Genomic DNA, 4,301 nt, shown 5'->3' on the forward strand with positions numbered 1-4,301 from the left:
ATCTCCACTGTCTTGAACACAGAAATCGGCGCGGCCCGTGGCGCCAGCCCTTTGCGCAAGCACAAGAGTATTTCGATCGGCTTTTGTCTCCTTGCATGTCTGCTCATTCTTGGAGCGCTGCTCGTGCCGGGCTTCGTGTCGCCGCAGAACGCGCGATCGATCCTCCTGCTCGCCGCCTTCCTGGGGCTGGCGTCTGTCGGGCAGACGCTCTGCGCGCTCGTTGGAGCGCTGGATCTTTCYATCCCATACATCATCGGTGGCGCCAATATCCTGCTTCCAAGCCTCATGGTGGCGGGTCTTCCGGCGCCCGTCGCCATGATCGTCGTGCTCGTCCTTGGCACTTTGGTCGGGGCTTGCAACGGCGCCCTCAGCTTCCGGCTGCAGGGTCAGGCGCTGATCATGTCGCTCGGCCTGGGTTTCGCGGCCGTCGGGGCGGTCCAGATCTACACCTCGCTCGGATCGCAGTTCGGCGGTACCGTCTTTGCGCCCGTCCCCGGATGGCTTCGCAACCTTTCGGCGTTCAACGGCAAGTTCTTCGGTCTGCCGTTTCCACCGGTTATCGTCATATGGGCTTTCATCGCCGTCGCCCTGGGCTGGATAATGCACAACACCTGGTTTGGCCGGAGCCTCTATGCTGTTGGCGGGAGCCGCACGGCCGCCGCCCGCCTCGGAATCTCGGAATTCAAGATCTGGACAGTGATCCACAGCGTCAGCGGGGCGATGTCGGCACTCACCGGAATGCTGCTCCTCGGTTTCTCCGGCGGCGGTTTCGTCGGGGTCGGTGATCCCTATCTGTTCACCACCGTGGCGGCGGTCGTTATCGGCGGAACATCTCTTCTAKGTGGTGCCGGCGGGTATGGAGCGACGGTCCTCGGCGTCCTCGTGCTTACTGTCCTGACCTCGCTTCTCGTCGGCCTGGGGCTCAGTTTCCCGGCACAACAGGCCGTCGTAGGGCTGCTGATCGTCCCCATGGTCGCGATCTACGCCCGCTCACCACACATCCGTAATCAGATTTGAACGTTGCATCGAAAGGAATATCAATGGCTATCTCCACCGCTCTACTGGATCGCCTGAAAGACCCCTCCCTGGTACGCGAGGAAATGCTGGTAGGAGGCGACTGGCGAAAAGAGGGCGCGAGCGGCAAGACGATCCAGGTCCACAATCCCTCGACTGGGGACGTGATTGCGAGCCTCCCGAGCGCAGGACTCCAGGACGTCCGCGAAGCCATCGACGTCGCCAAACTCGCCCAGAAAAAGTGGGMCGCACKATCGGGCAAGGAACGTGCCGGCGTCATGCGGAAGTTCTTCGACCTCGTCACGGCCAACACCKAGGACCTCGCGATCATCCTGACGTCCGAGATGGGCAAGCCTCTGGCCGAGGCACGCGGCGAGATCGCCTACGGCGCTTCCTACATTGAATGGTTCGGGGAAGAAGCCAAGCGTGTTTACGGGGACACCATTCCGGGGCATCAGGCCGACAAGCGCCTAGTAGTCATCAAACAGCCCGTCGGCGTGGTGGCGGCCATCGCGCCCTGGAACTTTCCTTCCGCCATGGTCTGCCGCAAGATCGCCCCGGCGCTGGCATCCGGCTGCGCCATCATCTTCAAGCCGGCCGCCGAAACCCCATTGTMGGCCCTTGCTCTTGCCATCCTCGCTGAGCGTGCGGGAATACCCGGCGGCCTGTTCAGCGTCCTGCCGACAGACAACGCCCGGATGTTCGGTGAAGAAGTCTGCTCGAACCCCGTCGTCAAGAAGCTGACCTTCACAGGGTCTACCGAGGTCGGGCGCATCCTGATGGCGCAGGGCGCACAAAAGATCATGAAGCTCAGCCTCGAACTCGGCGGCAACGCTCCCTTCATCGTCTTCGACGATGCCGACCTCGACGAGGCCGTGGAAGGAGCGATGCTGTCCAAGTTCCGCAATGCCGGCCAGACCTGCGTTTGCGCCAACCGTCTCTACGTCCAGAGCGGGGTTTACGACCGCTTCATAGAAAAACTGGCGGCGCGGGTTTCTGCGCTCAAGGTCCTTGACGGGTTCGAGGATGGAGCCACCATCGGTCCGCTGATMAACGAGGATGCAGTAGCGAAGCTCTACAGCCACATCGATGACGCTGTCGGTAAGGGTGCGAAGGTCGTTGTCGGCGGTGCAAGGGACGAGCGTGGTGGCACCTTCGTCCAGCCGACGCTTCTCTCGGAAGCCACAAAGGAAATGAAGGTCGCACGAGAGGAGACCTTTGCGCCGCTCGCCCCGGTCTTCAGGTTCGAAACGACAGACGAGGTCATTGAACTGGCCAACGACACCGAGTTCGGTCTCGCTGCCTACTTCTACGCCAACGACCTTCGAAATGTCTGGAAGGTTACGGAGGCCCTGGAGTACGGGATGGTCGGCGTCAACACCGGCCTGATCTCGACGGAGGTGGCACCGTTCGGCGGCGTCAAGCAGTCGGGGTTCGGCCGCGAGGGCTCAAAATACGGCATGGATGACTTCCTTTCGATGAAATACGTCTGCATGGGCGGCATACAGTCGTAGTCCAACGGTTGGTGGCGCGTCTTAAGGCTCGCCACCCGCAATGTTTTAGCTGGTCACGGAGGCCCGATGACACATTCTGCAGTAGGCSGGGAAACTCTTGGTCAAGACCGCGCCGACAGCCTTCAAAAAGAGGCGGTCGACCGCGAGCAGGACCCGGCCGATCACGCTGCCCAGGCGAACGTCGAGGGCAGAACGGCAATGGAACGTCGGAACGTGCGGAGAGAGGCAGGCGCTAGACTCACCTTTGTGCTGGGTCTGTCTGCTTAAGGCTCGCGTTGACGCAACGTCTGATGACCCATCTCGATAGTTTCGTAGGTATTTTTCGACGGGACKAGGACAGCGCGCCACCGGCCGCTCGCTGGCAAGATCATCACCGGTTGTCTGGCATTTTCCTKGTGGCACGTTGACGCAAGGCGCAYGTGTCGGGACGCTCGTGCCTGCCCGCCCCAGTGCTCTTATGACTAAAGGGCAGCATCAGTTGAACCTCACTTCACATTTGCAGATTCTGCAATGGCTTGCGGCCGTCAACTGCCGCAAGGCCCTGATGCGGCGGTCACAKATCGCCGAGAAACTGCGCCGTCGCAGACTAATATTTTGACCTGGAAGAGCTCACTCTCGTTACCGCGACTTGGTCGCGTTGCAATGATGAAACGGTGTTGCGCCTCACACCTGCGTTCCAGAGTGTCCKGGCGAGACCGTGACGACCACGGCCMCGCCGGACGTTGCCTTGGGAGGCTGACTTCTGGACAATGTTCGTGACGAGAGCTTAGTGCTTCATGCGCAGGATCGGCTTGATGACCTTGCCGCTCTCGGAATCGGCCATTGCCTCGTTGATCTGGTTGAGATCGTAGAACTGGACGAGCTTGTCGAACGGGAACCGTCCCTGCTGCCAGTATTCGATGAGCTCGGGTATGAATTTGGAGGGAATGCTCTGGCCTTCGACCACACCGACGAGCGTACGGCCKAACAGAAAGTTGCCGATATCGACKATCCCTTCCGTTCCGAGTGCKGACGATCCGACCAGTCCACAGGTTCCTGGGGTGCCGAGGCAATCGACCGCTTGGCGAAACACCTTCGGCGAGCTCGTGCATTCKAGACTKAAGTCTGCGCCTTCGGGAATGATTTCCCTGATTGCCTTGACGCTATCCCCATTTCGGGCGTTTATGATGTGGGTTGCACCCAGTTCAATCGCCAGTTCGAKACGTTCATCGTTAAGGTCGATCACKATGATGGTCGAGCATCCGGCGATCTTCGCCGCCATTACGGCTGCCATGCCGACCGCACCCGCGCMGAACACTGCAATGGAAGATCCCGGTTGGGGCTTGAGGCAGTTGAGAACCGCTCCGGCGCCCGTTTGCAGCCCGCAGCCCAGYGGTCCCATGAGTTCGAGCGGAACATCTTTGGAAACCTTGACCGCATTGCGCTCGCTGGCGATGGCGTAGGTGGCGAAAGAAGACTGCTCGAAGAAGCACCCGCTGATCTGGGTACCGTGTGAATCATGTAGCGGGCAACTGCCATCCGGCCGGGTGCCACGGAAATTTCTGCCGAAAAAGTCTTCACAATAATAAGGCGTGCCTCCCCGGCACTTCTCGCATTTCCCGCAATATGCGTAGCTTAGAGCCACGTGGTCACCGGGCGAAAGCCCTTTTACATCGGCCCCGACCACTTCCACGACGCCGGAGCCTTCATGGCCGAGAACCACGGGCTGCGGTACGTCATATCCTTGGTCGCGAACAACCATGTCGGTGTGGCAGACACCGCTCGCCACGATCC

At 60.5% G+C, this 4,301-nt stretch carries 3 protein-coding genes; 2 read left to right on the forward strand and 1 reads right to left on the reverse strand.

The window, feature by feature from the left end:
* On the forward strand, positions 1-1,017 hold a 1,017-nt coding region (locus QD357_RS31275; RefSeq protein WP_414125859.1), incomplete at its 5' end, for an ABC transporter permease.
* A gap of 23 nt (positions 1,018-1,040) precedes the next feature.
* Positions 1,041-2,528 carry an NAD-dependent succinate-semialdehyde dehydrogenase gene (locus QD357_RS31280; RefSeq protein ID WP_414125860.1) on the forward strand — a complete coding sequence of 496 codons (1,488 nt, stop codon included), beginning with the start codon at positions 1,041-1,043 and terminating at the stop codon, positions 2,526-2,528.
* A 766-nt stretch (positions 2,529-3,294) separates the two neighbouring features.
* Here QD357_RS31280 and QD357_RS31285 read toward each other — a convergent pair.
* The coding region (locus QD357_RS31285) for an NAD(P)-dependent alcohol dehydrogenase (RefSeq protein WP_414125861.1) at positions 3,295-4,301 on the reverse strand (1,007 nt) is incomplete at its 5' end.

It is taken from the genome of Rhizobium sp. BR 317 (assembly GCF_047445835.1).
Classification (GTDB): Bacteria; Pseudomonadota; Alphaproteobacteria; order Rhizobiales; family Rhizobiaceae; genus Rhizobium; species Rhizobium paranaense.